17 protein-coding genes and 1 pseudogene are annotated in these 20,970 nt (G+C 42.2%); 14 read left to right on the top strand and 4 right to left on the bottom strand.

Features of this window, described 5'->3' with window-relative positions:
* Window positions 1-181 precede the first annotated feature (181 nt).
* Together DPF90_RS06040 and DPF90_RS06045 are read left to right on the top strand one after the other, a co-directional pair.
* Window positions 182-7,135 carry a TcdA/TcdB pore-forming domain-containing protein gene (locus DPF90_RS06040; RefSeq protein ID WP_240314473.1) on the top strand — a complete coding sequence of 2,318 codons (6,954 nt, stop codon included), beginning with the start codon at window positions 182-184 and terminating at the stop codon, window positions 7,133-7,135.
* Window positions 7,136-7,306: 171 nt separating this feature from the next.
* Window positions 7,307-8,476: a histidine decarboxylase gene (locus DPF90_RS06045; protein ID WP_114785428.1), complete on the top strand. Its 1,170-nt coding sequence runs from the start codon at window positions 7,307-7,309 to the stop codon at window positions 8,474-8,476.
* Window positions 8,477-8,509: 33 nt separating this feature from the next.
* Here DPF90_RS06045 and DPF90_RS06050 read toward each other — a convergent pair whose 3' ends face one another.
* Genes DPF90_RS06050 through DPF90_RS06060 form a run of 3 tightly spaced genes read right to left on the bottom strand, consistent with a single transcriptional unit; the run spans window position 8,510 to window position 10,770 of the window.
* Complete coding sequence (locus tag DPF90_RS06050; RefSeq protein WP_114785429.1) at window positions 8,510-9,178, bottom strand: hypothetical protein; 669 nt, start codon at window positions 9,176-9,178, stop codon at window positions 8,510-8,512.
* Window positions 9,165-10,088, bottom strand: a complete 924-nt coding sequence (locus DPF90_RS06055) for a hypothetical protein (protein WP_114785430.1) — start codon at window positions 10,086-10,088, stop codon at window positions 9,165-9,167. Before DPF90_RS06055 ends, DPF90_RS06050 begins: the two co-directional genes overlap by 14 nt.
* 7 nt (window positions 10,089-10,095) lie before the next feature.
* The gene (locus DPF90_RS06060) at window positions 10,096-10,770 is read right to left on the bottom strand and encodes a hypothetical protein (RefSeq protein ID WP_114785454.1); all 675 of its coding nucleotides are present in this window, start codon (window positions 10,768-10,770) and stop codon (window positions 10,096-10,098) included.
* A gap of 249 nt (window positions 10,771-11,019) precedes the next feature.
* On the opposite strand from DPF90_RS06060, the gene DPF90_RS06065 reads away from it, so the two are divergent.
* Window positions 11,020-11,868 carry a pirin family protein gene (locus tag DPF90_RS06065; protein WP_114785431.1) on the top strand — a complete coding sequence of 283 codons (849 nt, stop codon included), beginning with the start codon at window positions 11,020-11,022 and terminating at the stop codon, window positions 11,866-11,868.
* Between the two features lie 178 nt (window positions 11,869-12,046).
* Here DPF90_RS06065 and DPF90_RS06070 read toward each other — a convergent pair whose 3' ends face one another.
* Entirely contained in the window at window positions 12,047-12,778 is a 732-nt protein-coding gene (locus DPF90_RS06070; RefSeq protein WP_162813993.1) for a substrate-binding periplasmic protein, read from the bottom strand.
* A gap of 266 nt (window positions 12,779-13,044) precedes the next feature.
* Between DPF90_RS06070 and DPF90_RS06075 the strand changes: the two genes are divergently transcribed.
* The 11 genes and pseudogenes from DPF90_RS06075 to DPF90_RS06125 all read left to right on the top strand — a co-directional run.
* Window positions 13,045-13,293: an EscI/YscI/HrpB family type III secretion system inner rod protein gene (locus tag DPF90_RS06075; RefSeq protein WP_114785433.1), complete on the top strand. Its 249-nt coding sequence runs from the start codon at window positions 13,045-13,047 to the stop codon at window positions 13,291-13,293.
* A complete protein-coding gene (locus DPF90_RS06080) occupies window positions 13,293-13,838 on the top strand; it encodes a type III secretion protein (protein WP_114785434.1) in 546 nt (181 codons plus the stop codon). Before DPF90_RS06075 ends, DPF90_RS06080 begins: the two co-directional genes overlap by 1 nt.
* On the top strand, window positions 13,825-14,310 hold the full coding sequence (locus DPF90_RS06085; RefSeq protein WP_114785435.1) for a hypothetical protein: 486 nt from the start codon (window positions 13,825-13,827) through the stop codon (window positions 14,308-14,310). Before DPF90_RS06080 ends, DPF90_RS06085 begins: the two co-directional genes overlap by 14 nt.
* Window positions 14,311-14,335: 25 nt before the next feature.
* Window positions 14,336-14,824, top strand: a complete 489-nt coding sequence (locus DPF90_RS06090) for a tetratricopeptide repeat protein (protein WP_114785436.1) — start codon at window positions 14,336-14,338, stop codon at window positions 14,822-14,824.
* Window positions 14,825-15,028: 204 nt separating this feature from the next.
* Complete coding sequence (sctE, locus tag DPF90_RS06095) at window positions 15,029-16,204, top strand: type III secretion system translocon subunit SseC family protein (RefSeq protein WP_114785437.1); 1,176 nt, start codon at window positions 15,029-15,031, stop codon at window positions 16,202-16,204.
* Window positions 16,205-16,220: 16 nt separating this feature from the next.
* Complete coding sequence (locus DPF90_RS06100) at window positions 16,221-17,228, top strand: hypothetical protein (protein WP_114785438.1); 1,008 nt, start codon at window positions 16,221-16,223, stop codon at window positions 17,226-17,228.
* A gap of 35 nt (window positions 17,229-17,263) precedes the next feature.
* Entirely contained in the window at window positions 17,264-17,854 is a 591-nt protein-coding gene (locus tag DPF90_RS06105) for a hypothetical protein (RefSeq protein ID WP_114785439.1), read from the top strand.
* Complete coding sequence (locus DPF90_RS06110; protein ID WP_114785440.1) at window positions 17,823-18,233, top strand: hypothetical protein; 411 nt, start codon at window positions 17,823-17,825, stop codon at window positions 18,231-18,233. The genes DPF90_RS06105 and DPF90_RS06110 overlap by 32 nt, the downstream gene beginning before the upstream one ends.
* A 5-nt stretch (window positions 18,234-18,238) precedes the next feature.
* Entirely contained in the window at window positions 18,239-18,811 is a 573-nt protein-coding gene (locus DPF90_RS06115; RefSeq protein ID WP_114785441.1) for a hypothetical protein, read from the top strand.
* 1 nt (window position 18,812) lies between these two features.
* A complete protein-coding gene (locus DPF90_RS06120; protein ID WP_114785442.1) occupies window positions 18,813-19,109 on the top strand; it encodes a hypothetical protein in 297 nt (98 codons plus the stop codon).
* A gap of 2 nt (window positions 19,110-19,111) precedes the next feature.
* Window positions 19,112-20,970 (top strand): annotated as a pseudogene (locus DPF90_RS06125) (hypothetical protein); the annotation flags it as partial.

Here is a 20,970-nt window from a genome sequence, read left to right on the forward strand (position 1 = left end):
TTTCATCATCTTTAATTTATTTAAATAAATTGTTAATGTATTTATTTGTATTTGATGTATGTCTTAAGTTATTTTTTGAACTCACCTCTTTTCCTTTATTCTGACTTTGCTTATTAGTTTGATTGTTTTTTGAATATTTGATATTTGTATTGCTTTGCTTGCATTTATTCACAATAATTATATGAAAAAAACAATTATATCGACGCTAGTTTCGTCATTATTTTTCACGTCTTATTTGGCCCATCCAACTAATAGTAATGATATTAACTCATTAGATTCTGACTATTTATTAAGCTTGCCTATAGATCAAACTCAATACCAGAAAGGGTTTGATGAATTTCTTGGTACCATGCGCAAAACTAGAGACAACATTATCGCTAGCTCAACAAACCAACAGCTTATACAAAATATAAAGCAGGGCTTAGCCAGAGATGGCCACTGGACGATAAATACTCGGCAAAACTATATCTTGCTTAAAGAAAGAGTTCTTCGAAGCTTTTACTATGCCTACTCATCAGATAAACCAAAGGTATTACAGCCACTGACACAAGAGGAAAGCGAAAATGTATATCGTGTACTCAGCGATATAAATCGCTCTGCAGATAATTTTAGAATTAATGTCCAAGGTTTTAACGAGAGTTCAATCGCTAACGTAAACCAAAATGATTTTATACGTTACGCTACATCTGCCCGCTTCATCCCAGAGACTTTTTATACTGAGCCTGAAGTTGATACCTTGTTTACTTCAAGGTTAACGCTTAACTTTTCTAAGCAATACTTACCTCAAATCATCGATGCTTTCTCAAAACTATACTCTGGTGACGTTGCTGATGTAGTAAGACAAGCAAAAATTCTCGCACCTGCGAAATTTGGTTCATTAACAGACCAAGCGGTACTTTATCTCAATGGTGCGAGCATCGATAATGCTCAGAGAGTGGTTGCTTTTTTGGCACAACATGTTCCTCAGCAAGCATGGGTCGAGCATACTCCTCTTGGCATGGTGGCTTTGGCTAAAGGTCAAAATTACGCTGAGAGCTCGCGCATCGCTTTCCCAAGTCATGGTGGCTCAAGAGCAGTCGTTGCAACTGACGCTATTCTTGAAAATATTTTCAGCGGCGAATCATTGGGCGTTCTCTTACCTGAAACTCTAAGTAAACATGGCTATGATTCTGCTCGTATCCCTTTACTTGATCCTTCTTTCGAGTACAAATCAAAGCAGGCAGAGTTATCCGAAGCAATTCTTGATTTTACGCGTGATCCGCAGAGCTTTCTTAAAAGCTTTACCTTAGATGCGACGTCATTGATGTCACAACATGCGGCTTTGCAAGGCGAACCCATTATGCATATCGGAACCGATGGGTATCAGTTGAATATTAGTAAAGATGATGGCCTAGCTAGCAACAGGCTTCGAGTGCTTAGTGAACCTTTATTGGATAATATGCCGTCTTTTATTGATGTAAAGAAAACAGCCAAATATGGTGAGATAGTTGTTGCAGCAGCAAATAATGGAGGCACAGCGGTCGTCGTTGACCATGATCCGAGTCACTACAGAATTTACTTCGACAAACGGCCGCATGCTTATGCCTTGTATGACAATGTTGTGGCTCTTCGTGACCTCAGTTCTGGCTATCGTGTTGGAGAAAATATCAAGTTCGATAAAGGCTTAGATGTTACATTCTTTGTTTACAATGATAAAGGTTGGCAAAGCCTGGTACAAAAACAGTCTTTTAATAGCTTTAGCGATCTTGAAGTAAGACGCATTGGGTCGACAACGGCTGTTCCTTTTGCACCTGTTGGCGATAATTTGGAGCAAGCCTTTGTTGAAAATCGCACAGCGATTCAAGCACAATTAATTAGCTTAGCTGATCGCCTCGGCATCTCGACGGCCAATGTTACCGATTTGCCATACAACCCGGCCGAAATAAAGCAAGTAGACACACATTCGAGCCTTAAAATGTGGAATGATTTGAGAACTGCACTGAGCCGAAAAGTATCAGCGCAGCGACAATCTCTGGCGAGAAACCGAATACTTGAGTTGGCCAAATTGAAAATCCCCGGATACCCCAATAAGGCTTCAGTCAAACAAAAGCTCTCTTTATTGCGTGCTAGCCTGCTTGAATTAGATACCAATACGCAAGGCTTAATTGACCTTTCTCGGGATGCAGACCAGATGTGGCTTAATGTTAAGCAAAAACAAGAGCAAGGTACGGCTGGTCTTATTGTTGCTGACGAGAATTTGCGTGCAGGTAACTTTGATAAAACTCAGATTCATCATCAATTTTTAGTCAAAGAAAGGGCCATCCGAAATCTAACAGGTAGCAAGCGAACTGCTTTTGATGACGGTTACGAGAATTACCGTTCGATCGAGCTCCCTGACTTTGATGAGTCAATGTCTTTGAGCCAACGACAACTGCTACTTCTCGGTTCCACTGAAATGGATGCTCGTCAGCAAGGCGCTTTAATACGTTGGATCAATGAGCAAATGAATAAAGAACAGCTCTCTCAAGCGCTTGGACTAACGGCTAAATTTAACGAACAGATGAAGCGCTTAGGTGGAACCGTGGTGACCAGTATTCCTCAAGACTTTGTTTTAACCTTAATGGGCGACGGTAGCGGTCGTTGCTATCCACTCGTTAGGGCAATGTCGGTTGCTATGACCAAAGGGACCGAGTCGGTTCGCCATCTTTCCAACAAGCTTTTTATAGGTGCTGCAGATCCGAGCGCGGTAGAAAGTCAGTTCCTTCTCGATGCGCTTCACAATCTACACGCTAGTCATGAAGCGCGGCAAAGCAGTCAAACTGTGGGGAGTATGGATATTAATGGTATTGCGGCACTCTTAGATAGAAGCCTATCTTCAAAAGGGAGAGCCTCTTTTGCGGTCAATACTAGCGTTCATTCTGTTGGTCTCTCTGCCGTAAATGACATGGGCACCAAACGCTTTTATTTCTATGATCCTAACTTCTCAGTTGTTGAATTTAATTCGCTAAAGTCTCTAAGGAAAGGCCTTGAAGCGCACTTCATAATGAATGGCTGGGCGGATTACTACATGGCTGCAGGAACTCAAGCAAAACCCGAGTTTAATGTGATCAATATAGATACCGATAAAATGGCTCGGGTGAGAGTATTACCAGGCCGGCAAGTTATTGACTTAACAATAGAGTATCCCCTAAGTCCGGTAGGTGATGGTGACTCAATTGTGACTATTAGTGATGATGAGTCTATCGTGACAATTGATGACGATGAATCGAGCGTGTCTACGTCTGAATCTATCATGACCATTGATGACGATGAGTCAATCATGGTATTGGAAAGTTCTGAACAGCAGATAGAGCAAGATTTATCATTGCGCATGAGCTTAACAAAGGTAGCCGCATATGATCACGCGCGAAAGTTATCTAGCGCAATCAGTAAAGCACGCACTTTGTATAGTATCCCTGATGACTGGTTACCGGTTATTGGCAGTATTACCCAGCCAAAGGAAGGTTTTTCTGCCATCACTTTTATGTCACCCGATCAAACTGAAGAAAGTCGAGTTCAGCTACGAGGATTGGAATTAATTAAGGTAAGCGAGTATCTGCGCGAGCAGTTCTCAAAGATCAATACGCGTTTCGATCTTAGAACAGGTAGACCTGTCCAGTCTCTTGGATTTGAAGATGTGCAAGGGTTTGACGGCTTAAACGCAGGTTTTGCCGTACAGTCGGTCATCACTTGGTTTCAAAATGAACAGCGAAATCAGGTGGCTGATCAAAGCAGAGATTCCTTGCAGCGAGCGTTACAAATCCATAGTTATGTGATGGCAGGACAGATAGCTCATGGTTTACTCAACGATGCCAGTCATATGGTTGAGCTATTTCGAGTGGCAGCTGCCACCGATACTGAGCTGGTTAATGTGACCATGAATAGTATTTCAGGGATCGCCAATCAAGGCATCGGCCTTGCTTTTGGCGTGGTTAACGTCGGCTTAAGCTCTTATGAGCTTGCTCATGCTAAAAATGCTCAGCAAAAAGCAATTTTTGGTACTCAACTAGGATTTAATGCAGTCGGAACCGCTCTGGGAGGGGCGGCATTAGGTGCTGGTATTGCTGGCTCATCCACTGCGGCTATAGTACTTGGAGAAGCCGGAGCGATTGTCGGTGGACTTGCAGTCGGCTTTACCGCTTTGGCTGAAGCATTTGGTAATATTGCTCAAGATGCCCAGCAGGTCGGACACTATTTCTATCAAGTAGACCAAGCTTATCAAAATGGTGGATATCGCTACGATGCCGACAATGACATTCTTGTTCCTTTGCCGGGTGCCGTAGTAGACCGAATAGATTTATCTCGTGGGGAGATAGAACTGGGTAGCCAAGCGCTTTATTCCTCCAAACATGGTAAAACGGGTTCTGGTTGGTTGAACTATTTCTTCTGGGCTGGTGATTTACCTAAAGCGTTAAGAGATAAGAGTAAGGCTTTACCTATCAGAGAACGTTTGGGCTACGCGGCTAACTACCCTATCAACTCAAACAGTTCAAAGATTTTGTTACCAGCTACAGGTTTTTCATACATTGATTATGATTATGAAATTCTTCCAGGTTCCACAACCAGACATGATCAAGGCTTTGATGTATTGAGATCGTTAGAAACTCAACTTGATTTTGACTTCGACTTTTATGTCTTTCCGTCTGAATATGTTATTCGACACATGAAAGAGGAGTTTGTTGACCATACAGTCGAGGTCAACCTTGGTTCTGATGATCGAATTGTATTTGCTCCCAAATTAGCAAAATTTGGCCATCGTAAATTGCATTATCGCCTCAGTGCACAGGGAGGAAACCAAGAGCTAGTAGTTCAGCCGCAGGGACGTTATACATTGGTCGAAGAGCCCGGAGAAAGAGTCGATTGGATAATCGATGCTCGAGAGATAAAAGGTGCGGATATTCGACTCGAGGCTAACAAGCTTGTGATTGGCTCAGTGAGTTTTGACCTTGTCGCGCTACAGAACTCTACCTTGACTATTTATATTGATAATGGCGAAGTGTGGCAAGTCATAGACGATAGTTTGTCTTTGTTGCAGCTTGATGTAGATAAAGAAAATACCGCGGATGGGGTCCGTCATCATTTAGAGCAAATGGCTGCGCAGCATCAATTGCTCGGCGATTATGTCGTGGTTGAGAATTATCAAGAAGATCAGCAGTTATTCGGGCGAGCATATTATGATGTCAAACAAGACCGAATGATAGCGACTAAGAATGTATCGGCCGAGCTTTCGTATTCTGCTCAGCTCTTGACTGATTCTGGGGAAAGCGCTCTAGTTTTCAACGCTCACTATGGTCAGCTTTGGAAGACGGATATTGCTACTGGCAAGATGACCGAGTTTTACTCACTCCATCAGCCTAGTGAACAAGCGATATCGGCGGAATTTAACGCTTGGACTGAAGCAGAATCGGTATTGGTAGCAGCGACTTATCATATGCCAGACCAGTCTAAAATTAAGTATCTGTACCGTTTAACTTCATCAGGGCTGAAGTTAAACGATATCCATGGAGATGGTCAGCTATACCAATCATTAAGGGATTCGCTAAGTCAAGGTCATCGGCAGTTAATAGACTCATCTATGCGCTCTATGCCGCCACTGTTTATCGGCTTAGATCAAGGTAAACAAGTGCCTGCAGAACTATCAGACATTGTTGAGGTAGGTAAAGTGTCTCAAACACCTGTTTGGAGCATTTTATCGAAAGAACAAATTGTTAATGTTGGTTTAAGCCGCGCTGCGGAAGACTTAAAACTCTTGTTGGTCAATAAAGACACCTACTATTTCTACACTCAAGGCCAGCAAAGTATAGTAATACTCAATGAAACTGGGCTTACCAAGCTTTCTCTTTCTCAGGAAGATAAAGTGAGTGCTCATGATGGCGTCTATGTTGTCAAACCAAATGGAGAAATACATGTTGTCACCGACAAAGGCACGTTGAATATCGTTGCGTTTAATCGCCAATGGTTGGAAGAACATAGTCAAACCTGGCAAGATAAACTTGGCGCTAGGCTTAAAGGTATAGCGCACCAAGTCATGATTTTTGGTTTAACCGATTATGATAGTAAGCCTTTGAAAGCATGGTATTTGCCTTCGACAGAGCAGTTTATTCTTCTGTCAAAGCAGTGGCAGGATACCGCGTTAAAACTCGTTGGTGCAAGAGACAAGGAATCGGTTTGGCTGTTTGACCCTGCTACTGGCAAAGCTTATACACAGCAGACACTGAATAAGGAGCAGATGTATAACTTTACACCAGATTTTCGTTTTATCACTGATGGCTTGATCACTACGCCTGAAGAGATGGAGTTGACGCGGGAAGCTCTTGCAAACTTCTATGTCAGTCATGATGGTTACCGTGTTACAACCCTCTCTGGTTTAGAGTTTGAGATTAGCGCAAATACTTCTGTGAATCTTACTAAGATAACACAGAAATGGTTATATAATGGTCAAAATGATCTTGAGTCAATCTTAGATACCTACCCAACTAGGCCTTTGATTCAATTAGGTGATGAGGGACGATGGCTAGTTGCTCAAACAGGCCAGCAGATTCAATTGGCTCACCAAGGTGAGGCGATTTGGATAGGTTCCACTGACGATGTTGAGCCGAAACAGGTATTTTTTATCCCTGAAAATGGCGAGTTGGTTCGCTCCGATAGAGAGAGTGGAAGCGTTTCTCTAGGATTTTATGACGATGTGTTTAGGAATCAACATGTTTGGACTTTGGTACTTAAACCTACCCAATCAGGGATGACACAGGTTGTTAAATTGGCTGACGTCGATACCTTAGTACTGGCAACATCTGGACGCAGCAATAGCTATGCATTAAGCGATACTGTGGGTCAGTATAAGACGGTCATTATTCAAGATTCTGGTTACTTAACAGCGATTGATTTGTCTGATTTTGCTTATAGCCAAGTTGTGGCTCAACATGAGCAAGATAGGCTTAAGCTGGTTATTGATGGCAAAACACTGATTATGATGGATAGTGTGCTTAACTCATCAAAAAATAAGCTCTCCTTGAGGTTTTCAGGCGATAGCCAGCCAAGGAGAATTCTCTCAGTTCTTAATAAGCTTGATGCCTATTGTCTAGATGGTGTGAATAAGTTAAGTGATTTGCTGAACTAATATTTATTGCCAATGGCCCCTTTGATTAGGGGCTATTAGGATCTAGTGTACTAAATCCTGTTGAATATATTTATGATTTCACATATTTAGAAGTTTCCGTTTGTTAGTAATTGTATTTGATCAACTAACAAGGCATTAAAACATTGATATTGTTGATGTAAGGGAATACATATGCCGCTGTCTTATGATGATACTCAAAGACTTAGAGATTTATACAAAGTCTGTGTGGAGAGCCAGCATCAAATGCTTGGTTATCCTGTTGCGACAGATTACGACTATCGGGATTTATGGTCTTTTTTTCAGTTTTCCATAAATAACGTAGGTGACTGGGCAGAGCCTTCTAATTACCCGATGAATACCTTTGAGTTCGAGCAAGATGTGGTCGAATATTTTTGTCGCTTGTACCACACCACTTTGGATGAGGCGTGGGGTTACGTGACCAATGGTGGTACCGAAGGGAATATGTACGGTTGTTATCTTGCCAGAGAGAGATTTCCATCGGGAATGGTGTATTTTTCACAGGAAACTCATTACTCAGTGATGAAGATCGTTCGTTTTTTGAATATTGACTATCGGGTCGTGGCGTCAGACTCTCGGGGCGAAATGGATTACGATGCGCTGGAGTGTTTACTTAAAGAAAATATTGATAAATCACCAATCATATTTGCCAACATAGGCACCACTATGTTGGGTGCCATTGATGACTTACAGCAAATTCAGCGTCGTTTGGAAAAAGTGGGCTTTGACCGCGAACAATACTACATCCATGCGGATGCTGCATGTCATGGCATGATAGTTCCGTACGTTGATAACCCTCCTATGTTTTCATTTAAACATGGCATTGATTCTATCTCAGTGTCAGGTCATAAAATGTTGGGCTCACCTGTTCCTTGCGGTATGGTCTTAGCGTTAAAGAAACATACTGATAAAGTGAGTCACCAGATAGAATATATTGCTGCGCCAGATAAAACCTTATCAGGCTCAAGAAGTGGTTTAACGCCTTTGTTTCTATGGAAGTTTATTCGTAGCACTAGTGAGCAGAGCAAAAAACAGCGAGTAGCGGATTGTTTGCAGCTGGCTCAAGAGGTGGTTATCAAGTTGAATCAACATGGGATTTCAGCGTGGCGCCATGACAACTCACCAATTGTAGTGTTCCCTAAACCCTCGGAGGAGTTGTGGCGCAAGCACCATTTAGCGGTGGCCAAAAATACAGCGCATATCATCATTGCAGGTCAAGCCACAGCCAACCCTAATCGATTACATCAAGTGTTGGATGAACTGATCAAAGAGCATAGATCTTTAATGACAGAGAAGTGCGTTGGAGAACCGGTCATGGCCTAGAGACTATACGGTGAGTTGGTTTGGTAGAAAAACTTACTCCCAAGAGTAAGTTTTTCTTTTGTTGGGCTTACGCTTTTTTTCCATGTGGGTGATGCAAAGGTAATCTTCTCGAAAGCTACTGTCTTCTCGCATGAGTTTGGGGATAAATAAGCGAACTTTAGTTCCGGCAACAACAATGGTTTTAGTCCCCATCACCGCAATATCTCCACGATACAATTTCACACCTTTTACCGTTTTGTTCGAGTCGGTTGAGCTTATAGGGTAACCAAATATCGTAAAGGCTTTATCATTTAAGGTGACGGTTTCGTTGAAGGTAATTTCAACATACTCTTCTTCAGATTGAATAATATTTTCTAGCTCTCGTACTTTTTTCTCTACAGAGGTTGAAAACACCCACTGATTGAGAATCGGTTCCCACTTGCCGCCTAGTTTGAGACACTTTTTGTAGATGAAATGATTTTTTCGCCCACTACTTAGCATGCAAATATCGATGTTATCTTGCTCGCCTACGGGTAAGGTAAGTTTGAAAATCGCTTCGTTTGAATAGTATTTATACTTATTCGAGACCTCTTCGACATGCAGTGTTATTTCTCCAAGCGGTAGCTCACGGCTATAGTCATCGATAATGATTTTACAATGAGACTTGCCTATCGAGGCGAGAAAAAAATCTTTTTCTTTCTTTAAAATATTAAACGTTCTCATTGCCGCCGTTGGTTTCCCTTAGAATTTGCTCCATTAAAGCTTGCTGTTCGCGATCAATCTTATTTTTGTTGATAGCCTGTAGTGGTTGGTTACTTTCTTGATTTGTATTCCAACTCTGTTCGGTTTGAGAGGACTCACCATGGCGAAGTTTATCTATGCGCGAGAGAATATGACCCACATTCCCAGTCGGTTTGAGGCCTTGAGTCATTCGACGTTGTATTTCAAGGTCGGTTTGTGTGGGTTCAACTTTTAGAACATTTTGTTCTACATTTTTTTCCTTTTGATCCAATGTAAGATCAAGATTATTCTGCACTTCTTGATAAGCGTTTATGTAGAGTAGCTTAAATTCTTCAGCGAGATTTTTTTCAGATAGCGACCTTAGATAGCTCGTTTTACGGTTAAAAATGTACTTTTCTACTCGTGTAACAGGCTCTCTTTTGATCAAGATTCTATGTCTCGCCTCTAAAACCTCAGTATTGAGTGGTAAGTCTTTTAGCATGGAAAGTAAGGCAAGAGCAGGGGGCCACTCTTTACCAGCAAGTAATCGCTCACGTAAATGATGAACGATTCTCTCTACATCTTCTGTAGACAGTTGTGAAGCAAAGGCAGCAAATTCATCATCAGGCTCAGAGCCATACATATGAGTAAACTGGGTGGAGAAGTTTTCCTGCATTTTGCCGAAAAACGCCATAATATGTTTGCGCTGTTCTACCGTATACGGGCGCAGAACATCCTTAAGGCCTTGATTAAACTCTCCGGTTACCTGTGTCGACAATGAGCTGACAGGAGTTGCAGGGCTCGAAGGGAGCTTGGTTGAGCTGGTTTTTTTGATGGTAGTGTTATAAGCCTTAGCGGGCTTATTATGACCTTGTTTCTGCCAATCAGAAGCGATTTCATTGATGTTTTTCATTGCTTACCTAATCGTCAAAGTCGAAGTTGAAATTTGCCATCTTTTTCTTGAAGGCCTGATTGGGAGACATTTTGCTTGTATTGGGTTTGCTTTTGAACCCTTTATTTTGCCCATAGCTTTTTTCTGAGTGTAAATGAGCATGCAGGCGGCTGTTAATATCGTCTTGGTTCATTAACGGTTGGCCTAAAGCCTTAAGTTTATCAACGAAACTTGCCCATACGCTAGTTTGATTAGCAAAACCAGACCTAAACATGATCACTTCTGCCCAAGCTTCAATAACCTTGGGCGACAGATCCATTATGTTAATGGTTTTTGTGCCAGAATCTGAACCTTGTAATGGTTTAACTTGTGTTTTGTGGAATTGAGGGACTTTGGCAATCGGCTCTGATGTCGCGTATACGGGAATCGAATGTTGGCTACCGACATTGATTTTGCATTTGATGCTACCTTGTTTGCGAGTCTGGGCTTTGCTGAGTGAGATAATGGCTTGTTCAAGCGCTAATTTTCCAAGTACGTGATCAATACTGGATTCCGATCCATTCGTCATGGCTTGCAGTTCATCCATGGTAGTAATGACGGCACCACTGCGATCAGATAGCTCTGCTAGGGCGAGCAGAACAAGCTTTTCCTCCATGGTAACGCAGGAATGAGACCAAGCTCGTTCGATAAACTTTGAAGACATATGCACAATCCAGATACTACAGGCTAATAACCAAATTATACGATTTGCTATGGCGAACACCAACATTTGATTGCGATATTGATGATTATCTGCAGAGCAAGGTGAACCTTTGGCTAACTGGTACTCACTGTTTGAGCGTTGATTAGTTATTATAACTTCACATTTTTTGAACAAGTAGGTAGACAATGCAAGGTTAACTTTCTTACTAGTGGATATAAACTCTAGTAATTACAAAGGAGGGACTTTGTTATGAATTATCGAAGAGAGATTGTGAAAGTTATCGGCTCACGGCCAACTTCAGATGGAGATGGAGTAAAAATCAGTCGTGTTACTGGATTTGATAACCCACACTTTTCCCCATTCTTAATGCTAGATGAGCTTAAATCTGATAACCGTAATGACTATATTGGTGGTTTTCCACCTCACCCCCATCGTGGAATTGAAACCTTAACTTATATGATTAAAGGTCACTTCCAGCATAAAGATCATATGGGCAACACAGGTGAGCTGCGTGCTGGGGGAGCCCAGTGGATGGCATCTGGCAAAGGAGTGATTCATAGTGAAATGCCCATTATGGAAGAAGGCGATCTTCATGGTTTTCAAATTTGGATCAATCAACCAGCGGCAGATAAGGTAAAACCAGCACAATATAGAGATTTTCAGTCCAACACGATTACAGAATATGCTAGTAACGAACTGGGGCTTGTTCGAGTGCTCGCTGGTCAAGTCTCGGTAAACGATATTGCACTCAGTGGACCTCTGAACGAGACGGGTGTGCCTTTGTCTGTTACTGACTGGCAATCGAAGCCAAATCAAAGCTTAAAGATGACGACAACAGATACGTCCAATTTCGTTTTGTATGTTTATCGAGGTCAGATAAATGTGCATAATCAAGCCGTTCAGCAGGGTGAATTAGCGATATTGTCCCAAGGTCAGCTCATAGAATTATCTGCACAAACTGCGAGTGGCGTGCTAGTACTTCAAGGCGAGCCCATTGATGAACCCATAGTTCATTATGGTCCCTTTGTTATGAACAGTATGCAAGAAATCGAACAAGCCATCTCGGATTACAACAGTGGCGAGTTTGAAACCTATTGAGTGGCCTAGCTAAGTGGGTCGGTTTGACCTAGTCTTTGTATATTGGCACTGCTGTTTGGTGCTTAAAACGCAAAAAGAGAATAATCCACTGTCATTCACTTTTTGTTTTGCCATGTGTGAAGACACATGGTTTTTTTTGCTTGGTTACTCAGTCTTAGCTAGATACTTTACTCAGAGGTCACTTTGTGTTGGGCTGCTCAGCCTTGGCCTGTGATTGGCGTTTGGCGAGAAAGCGCTTGGCTGTACTCTCAAGTCGTTCAAGATGGTGTGCTTGGGAAGCATGAATATAGTGATAAACATTTTCTCTAGACACGATTGGGCTAGATATTTCTATTTCTGGGTAGGAGTTTTTGATTAACTGATAGCTAGGTAGCGGTGCAAGCCATAGATCCGCTCTTCCTTTTGTTAACATCAGTGCTGCCTGTTCCTCTGAATGAATCAGATGCAGTTTCTTATACTGTTTTAAAGCATCAACATAGCGAGCCCCGTGAAGAGCGACGACCGTTTCATCTTTAGCATCCTTTAAATTACTAATGTATCTATCACCTCTAGAAAGAAAGTAAACATCAAATGAACCTAGCGGGACATCGATTTTTATAATATTGGGATTTTTATCAAGCCCAGAAACTCTTAGGCCTAGTGCGTCGTATTGTCCCGAAACAACAGATTGAATAGCGCGCTCGTTGGGGAGATAGACGAATTTGAAATCGATATTAGCTTCCTTATAAATTCCGGAAATGGGCACTTCAACACCAAGCTTATAGTTTGGATTTCTAGCCAACGCTTTGTGGCCTTCACCAATCGCTATTTTAATAATATCTCCGCTTCCACTGGCAATATCAACCCACACTATTGGTATAAGCGCGCACAGTGCTTTAGACAAGAGTGGCGTTAATTTATGTACTGTCATTAAACAAACCTTCATCGGGTAGCTCGTTACAGTGTAGTTTTGATTTTGGCTGCTATTTGACCAAATTCATAAGTTTTCAGCATAATTTCAGCTTATGTCAGAGCGTGTTTTTTTATGTGCTCTCCTCTCTAAGAACATGAAAATAAGAAAGAAAAAACAAATTTTTTTATTTCACAATGATTCATTGGCTCTGTATTGAAACGCTACATAGCATATGTGCAAGGTTTAACTACTACCTGTTAAAAGGTTGTTTGAGAGGAAATACAATGCCGGATCTAATGATTGAGCAGATTCAACCGTCTGTATTGGAAGATACCTTCAATAATATTGGTGAAGGTTTTCAGGAGATTCTGGATAATCTTGACAAAATTAATGCTAATCAAGACGCGATTACTGTGCAAGATACGTTTGCATTGCAACAGTCAGTATTTCATTACAGTCTCTATCAGGAAACCGTAACAAAGATTGCATCTAAGTCAGCGAATGCAATAAATGAAGTGATGAAGGCTCAGTGATGAAGAAGTTTTACTTATTTCTATTGCTTGTTTTAGTGGGATGCGGTGATCAAGGTGCTAGCCAGGTTGCCAGTTTTGAATCGGCTGATGTTGCCAACAAAGTAATAGTTTTATTAGCGCAGCATCAAGTACCCGCTACTTTATCCACTGAAAAAGAAAATTATCATATTCACGTAGAAAAGTCTGATGAGGCAAAAGCGAGGGAGTTATTGACTCAGTTTAACTTCTACTTTCAACGTGAAGATCTGAACGATTTATTGGAATCTAAGTTTGCCAGTTTAAGCAAACTAGAAACGGTAAAAAGCAACTTGCTCGAAAGTCGAGAAATTTATAACAAACTCAGTGTTATACCTAATGTCTTACGAGCTAGCGTTGTCGTCACTGGTGAGAAGAGTAAGCGTATCTCAGTGTTAATCATGAGTTTGAATGAGTTTGATAGTACCAAAAAAGGTAATATCGAACGTTTTCTGAAAGGATTAGCCGCTGAATCTGACACATTGACAGTAAGTTACTTTGTTCAATTGGCTGGCAATGAAAACGCATAACAAACGACACCAAAAGCTACTTCATCACTGCTTAACCAAGCGTAAGCTAAGCCAAGATGCTTTTTTGGTCTTGACCTCTCTTACCGATGAAGAAGTCTGCTTGTGGCTGTCGAGTAGTGTGGGGCAAGTCAGAAAAATTGTAAGCACTCTGGGCTATTTAGTCGAGTACCAGCTTCATCGCAGTACTAGAAACAATAGTAGGGCTATTTTTGAGTTAAGAGCACAGTTGGAAAAGAGGCTGTGTCTTTGGTCCGATGCTGCAGGTCTTCAAAGCATTCCTGAAAATATGAACAGCTCGCAACTTGGGTTGTTGATGTTAGCGCAATATAACAAAAGACTTGCTACCTTGTGGTCTATTCGCTTGGGTCTAGATATCCCTTCCACGCCATTGATGACGTCGAGTCCATACCGATTATCTAATGTGGTTCATCAAGTATTGGCGCCAATACTCGTCAAATCTGATGCAATTTAATTGCAGTAATTTAAGGTGAAAGAATATGAAAAACCAAGCAATTAATTTTGGTAAGCCAGGAGATGAGTTCTTCTCTCTACTTGATGGTGATGAAATTTTAAAGGAAATCGCTCAGCAACGTGATTCCAACAAAATCACAACGACTCACTTAAAATCCATCTTTGATCTTGGGGTTGAGTTTTATAATCAGTTTCAGTTTAAAGAAGCAGAAATCGTGTTTGTCGCCTATTCATCCTTGAATCCATACGATCACAGAGGTCCTGGGTGTTTGGCGGCGATATACCTCGAGAAGGGGCTGTTTCAAAAGGCTTTGGATATGTTAAATCTTGTAAAAAACTATCCAACAAATGATCTCAATGAAACCATGCTCAATATTTCGCTGTGTCATTACAAACTCAAGGATCACATGCAAGCTGCGGTTCATTGGCTGATTGTTAAGCCTGAGAGCTTAAGTGAATTTTATATCAAACGTTACGAATTTTTAAAGCAGCAATTAGCACCTCATTTGTCTTAAGTAGTGAATGAGTTTAGGAGCAAAAAAGATGATTAATACTATCAATGGGCTGATACTGCGCGATGTTTCGAGTGATTATGAAACGATTGAAAAGTTAGCATAAATGGGCATGACGTCGCCGGGGACATGCCGCTCATACAAGAGAGTAGACAGTATGCCGGTTTGGCTGCTTATTCCCGGCCTAATACATGAAGGGAAAACGTAATGAGTACATTCATGAACACCGTCTCAGCAACGACATATGTCGTTCCTGTAGACGAGAGTACCAGCGAACAGCGTGGTACGGCTGAAAAAGCGGCAGCTGAACAAGCTTCGCCGAGTCAGCCACTTCCAGGTAGTTCAATATCACTTAGTGCTCTGTGGCGTTTGCTAGAAGACTGCAATAAAGAAGTTGCAGAAGCGCTTTCACAAACAGGTGCAGCAAACTCTGAAGCTAAGAAGTCACTTATTGATATACAAAGAGACTCGACAGTCGCTTCAATCAGAAAGCAATCAGAAGAACTACAAGAGCAACAGAAGGCCAATAAGAAACGTGGCATATTTGCCAAAATTGGTATGGCACTTGGTGTACTTGCGGCTGTGGTTTCGGCTGTGGTTACTTTTGGTGCCACTGCAGCAGCAGTAGCGGTTGCAGTTGTTGCGGTAACTTTGGCGGTTCTACCCGCTGTCGTTGACAAGGTGTTGGAAAAGTGTGGCGTTCCTGAAGAGAAACGTAGCAAGATAAGGATGGGACTAGAGATTGGTTGTGCTATTGCCGGACTATTGATTGCTTTCAATCCTGCTAAATTACTGAGTGGGCTTGGTACAGCAGCTAGTAAGGTATTACCTAAAGCAGTAACAAAGGCAGCAACTGAAGCAGCAGAATTTGCTGCTAAAGCGGCAAGCTCTGCAGCGAAAGCAGCAACTACCGCAGCAAGTAAAGCCGCTTCGACCGCAGCAGCTAAGGCCTCAAGTGTGATAAGTAAGCTAGAGTCTTTCAGCAGTAAAATGTCTGAAATGCTAACTATGTTGAAGTCATTCTCGAAAAACCCTTTGATTTCTAAAGCTAAGAACATGCTGGATGATGTACTTGAAAAAATCCAAGATCTCGCTAAGTCAGAAAAAATGGCGACCCGTGGAGCTCGTCTTGCTCAAGCGACAGAAGTAACATCTACCGCATCTGATATTGTCGGTGCAGGATTTGGCATTAAGTCATCTAAAATTGCCGCTGATATGGAAAAGGCACAGGCAGAGCAAGATGCACTGCAAACGGCTATTCAGCAAATTTTGCTTATGCTGTCTCAAGCTATGAGAGCAGTTACTCATGCGTTTGAAACCCTGTTTGATCTTAATAAAGCTCATCGTGATTTTAACGACAAAATGATTTCAATCCATATGTAAGGTTAAGAGTGATTTTATGACTATTGAAACTAATTTCGCATTATCGGCATCAAGTGCTGAGGGCGCATCCAGTGTAGTATCAACTCAGGTGTCACCAGAAGCGGCAAAAGCTGCTACTTTGAAAATGGCCCCTCTGCTGAGCATGCTCACTGACGGTAAAGTGACTCAAGTATCTGATTCTTTGAATGAGGCACTTGTTGCTCTATCTCAGAACCCGAGTAAAGAGAACCAGAATCTCGTTAACAGTATTGTTAAAGAATACGTGCCAGCATCGGTTAGTATTGAAAAGATGGCCGATATTTCTGCATCTTACGGCAAGTTGATGACCGATGTGTTGCTATCCAAGCTGCCCGGCTTCAAAAGCTTTGAACCAGTCACTGGCGAAGTAACTTATACCAACTCTAATGGTAGTTCTTCGACTGTATCAATTTCAGATCTTCTTGCAATGTTACTTGCGATCATTGAACAAGAAGGAAGAACACGTAACAGTGTTATGGCAAGCAATATTGATGTTGGTGTAGCCAATATGGACAATGCGAAAGTGCTTGCAGAAAAGATCTGTGATGACGCTATGCTGAAGCTAGGTATCGCTATTGGAATCATAGCGACCACTATGGTGTTCTCTACAGCTTTAATGGTGGATACTGCTAAGCCAAAAGTTATGAAAGACAAGCACTTAGCTAACACTTCTGGCGAGTACACATCAGTCAAACAGATGAAAGAAACACCAGAAGGCCGCAAGCTGTTTGATGAAAATTCAGCAGCATTGCAGCATGCTAAAATAGCTAAGAATAATTTCTTGCAACAAGCTAATCAGGCGACTGGCCAAGCGGGTAATCAGGGCACAGAAATGATGGCTGCTCAAGATAAGCAAGAGCAAGATGAAATCAAAGCTGGTAACGATTTGCAAATGAAACTTGCAGAGCAATTACCGGAGTTTATTAAAAGCTTAGGTGATTCTCTACGCAAATTGCTTGAGGTTCTCGAAGCTGTAGCTAAAGCAAGCTTGGCTACAAACCGTTAAGGAGCAGAGCGGGTTCGCCCGCTCTTTTTTAGACTATGCGTAGTGTTTCATTTTCAATGCCACAAAGAACTGAACGGGTTCATGACGTAACGCCGACCAAGCAAACTCGTGAAGAGAGTCAGACCAAGCGGGTCAGAGATGTCAAACAAGCAGAAAAAAGAACCAAAAAGAATCCTCGCTTGTTTCGTATTCGCCGTAAGCCGATGACCCCTCAACACCAGAGGCAGTTTGCGAAAATGCTGAATAGTTATCAGCTGCGGGCGCTGCGTGATTGGCATGGTTTTACTGAAGCTCTACCTGGTAAAAAGCAACTTAATGATGCACAGCTTTTCATATTGCAAGCGGCCAACCATTGTCAGCACCTTTACCCTGCCTCCTTAAGGAAGAAAATGAAGCAGTATCTTGAGTCACTAGGTGAACTCGGTGAAGGAATGGAAGCGGATAGTGAAGCATTGCAACAACTTGTCGCTTATGAGCACTACCTTGAAGGTTTACTATCAATGTTGGTGCTTTGTCGAAAGTACGATAAACGTGAGCGTAAGTATAAAAAACGCCTATCAAATACGTCAGAAGATTCTAATGAAGGGGAAAACGATGAGCAGCCATACTCGTATCGCCCACTGTGATTTAAGAGATCGACCTCTTGATCCCTATGAGATGATCAAGAATAAATCACAACGCTTAAGTTGGAACCAAATGTCGGATGCTGATGTATATATAGATAAGAAAGCTGTGATTGCTTGGTTTGAGCGTTTACGTGACTATTCGGAAGAGACTGTAAAATCGATTGTTATTGATGGAATAATTGAAAGTGAATTCCACAACATTACCTTTATCTTGCGCTTGGTTCAAGATGATGACTTTGAAGCGATGACTTCCAAAGAAACCTACCAACTAATTTATGACTTTGTCTGTGAAATCCCCCAAGGTATAAGAGACTGGGTTGATGAAAAAGACTATCTCATGAGCCGAGATGTGCTCGCATTGCTGTCTCGAAATCGGTGAATATTATGAAGTATGATGCGGTAAACCTTATCCCTCGTTGCACCATATCAAACAAAGTAGCAAAGAAAGTTAATTTTATTGCTGGGACGAGATTTGATAACCATTCAATTAAAATGGATTTTCACCGTTTAGAGTTAAACTCAGTGCAAAAACAAGATTTGATAGAAATCAATCTGGTTCATATGGGCATTGAAGCAAAAGGTTATTTGCAGGTTGTCGAAATTGAGCGTTTACTGGGCTTAGAGATTAAGCATCTTGATAAAGAATACGTTGCGTATCTAATTACCCAGAGTTTGGCCCCTCATGGCGTACATTATGTTGGCTTTATTGATCAAAAAGAGGGTCGAGATCTACCTCTGAGTATTACCACCGTTTTTGAATGTGAGGGTTTAGCGACTACTCTGTATCTTGATGTTGAGTCCATCCATATTGATACTGACTGTCTTGAGGCTAAGCCTCAAGCTTTGTCTGGTAATTTAAAGCTTACCGTAAGCTGGACACCCTTTGAAACCGCATTAACCACTCAAGAATTATCGGCTTTATCAACCGATGATGTGGTTTTAGTTTACCCGAAATAATATGCAGCCAGAGCTAGATAAAGTCGAAAGCTTTCTGCTTAAGATAGAGCAGAATGAAGAAACCGTATTTAGTCAACATCCCGACTATGTGCTTTATCCGGTTGTGCCTTTTTTTCAGCTTGTTCATTTACACAATATTGAACAAGTGATTGAAAACTTGCTCCGATTTGAGTCCACATTAGGGGGCTTTCTTATTCGTGTTGATGGTTACATTACACTGGCATGCCCTGAATCGAGAGTTTTAGAAGACGATCTTCGACGCTTGACGATACAACTATTAGAAGTAATGAGGTTCTAAAAATGAAAACTCCATCTCTGCATAGAAGCACGAGTATGCCTGAAATCTCACTCCGCACAGAGACTGATGGCACTAAACCTGGCGCGCTTCGACGTACACAGTCCATGCTAGTGGCAAGCCAAGCGGATGGTAGGAGTCTAAGCAACCCTCTTATTGATAGTATGTCTGCCAGTAACAGCCTCTTGGATAGTGAGTCTACTGAAATCGACACGGAAGGTAAAAAGGCGAGCACAACGGACAAGAAGAATCAGTCTAAGCATAAAGAGGTGGAGCGCACGACTAGCGGTAGATTTAGCCATAAGAAAAAAGCAAAAATTCATGCTTTGGGTGGAGGCATTTTACTGGTTGTTGGTCTCGGTGTTGGCGTCTTCTTTCCACCAGGAGGTGCTCTTATTGCATTTGGAGGCAATACTTTGCTTTCTTGTATGCATGGTGGCCGGACTTTTCAGATACCTCTAAAAAAAGAGGAACAGCCTAAAGAACCACCAAAAGAAAGCCCCAAAGAGCCCGAAGAAGCGAAAGAACCTGAAGAAAATACTCGGCCGTCTCAACCATTGAATCCGGAAAGTATTCCTGAGGACGAACCTACACCTGAAGATAGTTCCGATGGTCTTCCCGTTAAATCTGGGGATAAGATCATTATTAACGGTGTTCCCTACCGTGTTGGTGACATTATCGAGGTTAAGCCAGCTGAACCTAAAGAGGGCTCGACAGATCAAGAGATGCCTGAGCCAGTGAATGTTAACTCAACTGGTGGCAATACCTATATCACGAATAATTACAACTATGGTGATACAATTAACCATGGTGATACCATCAATCATGGTGATACCATTACAAATAATTATTATGGTGACATACCAGAGCAGGTTTCAAGTGCGGAAAAGCACCTATCCGATAAAGAGTTTTCAATTTTACGTTACTCACTGGAAGAAATAGGGAAAAAGACTAGCCGAGAGGTAGTAGATACACCGTCAAATAGTGAGATAAATCATTCACATAGAGCTAATACGAATCCGGGTGCTAACACCGACAACGATGCTCAAACGCCGAGTAACACTCAAGAAGGCAACAAACGAGACAAAAGCGCTGATGCATCGACCAATAAGGGTCCAGTACGCTTGACTGCGGGGGYCGTGAGTGGGTCTAACTATGAACCGGGTCCGAGGCACAATGTGGTCCCATCGGACTCGAAGCCAGCCTCAACCTTATTTGATCAGGTTTCTTCTAGTCAGGGTACACAAGGTCATCAGGAGCCTCAACAATCCAAGRCTACAACGGATAGTAAGCCATCCATTGCAGCTGATAGTGCAGATGATGGTGGTTTTATCGATGCGTCGACCTTGGTGGTAGAGGGTGAGGATGTTAGAAAGGCGGAGCGAATATCACGTCAACCTGATGCATCGACCAATAAGGGTCCAGTACGCTTGACTGCGGGGGGCGTGAGTGGGTCTAACTATGAACCAGGTCCGAGGCACAATGTGGTCCCATCGGACTCGAAGCCAGCCTCTACCTTATTTGATCAGGTTTCTTCTAGTCAGGGTACACAAGGTCATCAGGAGCCTCAACAATCCAAGRCTACAACGGATAGTAAGCCATCCATTGCAGCTGATAGTGCAGATGATGRTGGTTTTATCGATGCGTCGACCTTGGTGGTAGAGGGTGAGGATGTTAGAAAGGCGGAGCGAATATCACGTCAACCTGATGCATCGACCAATAAGGGTCCAGTACGCTTGACTGCGGGGGCCGTGAGTGGGTCTAACTATGAACCGGGTCCGAGGCACAATGTGGTCCCATCGGACTCGAAGCCAGCCTCAACCTTATTTGATCAGGTTTCTTCTAGTCAGGGTACACAAGGTCA

Source organism: Vibrio tetraodonis (genome assembly GCF_003350295.1).
Classification (GTDB): domain Bacteria; phylum Pseudomonadota; class Gammaproteobacteria; order Enterobacterales; family Vibrionaceae; genus Vibrio; species Vibrio tetraodonis.